This window comes from Vibrio rubrogenes, assembly GCF_059641415.1.
Genome location: NZ_JCARSY010000101.1, coordinates 1 through 1,173 on the forward strand (window position 1 = coordinate 1; position 1,173 = coordinate 1,173).

General features: G+C 36.1%; 1 protein-coding gene and 1 pseudogene. Both read left to right on the top strand.

The genetic code is table 11. The annotated features are described in order from the left end of the window. Nucleotides 1-270, top strand: a pseudogene (locus AC55NX_RS20705) (nucleotidyl transferase AbiEii/AbiGii toxin family protein); the annotation flags it as partial. Nucleotides 271-714: 444 nt separating this feature from the next. Then, on the top strand, nucleotides 715-1,164 hold the full coding sequence (locus AC55NX_RS20710; RefSeq protein ID WP_168787138.1) for a hypothetical protein: 450 nt from the start codon (nucleotides 715-717) through the stop codon (nucleotides 1,162-1,164). Nucleotides 1,165-1,173 lie beyond the last annotated feature (9 nt).

Below are 1,173 nucleotides of genomic sequence, written 5' to 3' on the forward strand. Positions count from 1 at the left end.
ATTGATTTGGTGCGCCAGAAAATCGAAGACTACAAGCTCGAAGGCTTTAAGGACATGCTAGATGCTCGCATCTCTTCACTTAAAGAGATTGTGTACGGTGAAGAGTTTTCAAAAGAGATGGAGCGATTCTTGGCTAGAGAGACCTTTGACGGAACTTTAGCTACTGATAAATTCAAAGACTACATGTTGGCAACTCTGACGAAAATCCTTACCGACACAAGAAAGGAGTTGGAAGGATCTGGCTCAGAAGAGCCAGATTTTCCGATGTAACTGAAATTAAGTGGATAGTAAATACAGTGATACACCATATAACTATCCACTTACCTTATCGGCAATTTGAGAGTTTTGCAGTTCGTAACAAGGTTTTGTCCATCGACGTGCTAGGTTGACTTAGCCTAGAGCGAAGCTGCCCCAAAACTGTTTAGTTCAAGAATCTTGACTCAATACATTTACCATTTGTTGACCTACTTTGGGTAATGGTTAACTATGTATCTAGTTTACTATGGTGTGTTAGATAGAAGATGCCTGTATTTTGTGGATTCGATGACCTTAGATCGGCTAACGTAATGTCAGGGGGCATCAGAGTTAGTCGGTGATTTATGATAGATTGCAATAGTTAAGCAGAGTACTTTAGACGGACAAGTTCTGGCATACATTGTCTGTCTAACAATTGTTATACGCTAATCGGAAATTTTCTTTAACTATGAGGTTGCTATGGATTTACTTACTTTAATGGTGGATATTGTGAACTCTGTATTTATGGCAGGGTTTCTTGCTTATATTGCGTTTCAGCAATTGGCAACGAATAGAAAAAAATTAAATTTTGATTTGTATATAAAAAGGTTTGAGGTTTATTCTGTTTCTTTAATTCTTTACCAAGAATTAACAGCTAAAGGAGCATCAGAAGAAATTTTAAGAGATTTCATTGAAAAAAAAGAATCAGCAAAGTTTCTTTTTTCAACAGAACCATCAATATATTTGCTTCTAAATGAAATGCATAAAAAATCATTTAAAATTAATGCAGTTAAAACGAATCGCGACGATTCTCCAAATGACCCTGACTTAATGCATGACTTGCATAAAGATGCAATGGAAGCTTTAAAATGGTTTGAATCCGCAATTAAAGAACTAAGCCAAAAAATGGAAAAATTCCTGAATGCCTAAAAGCGCGTA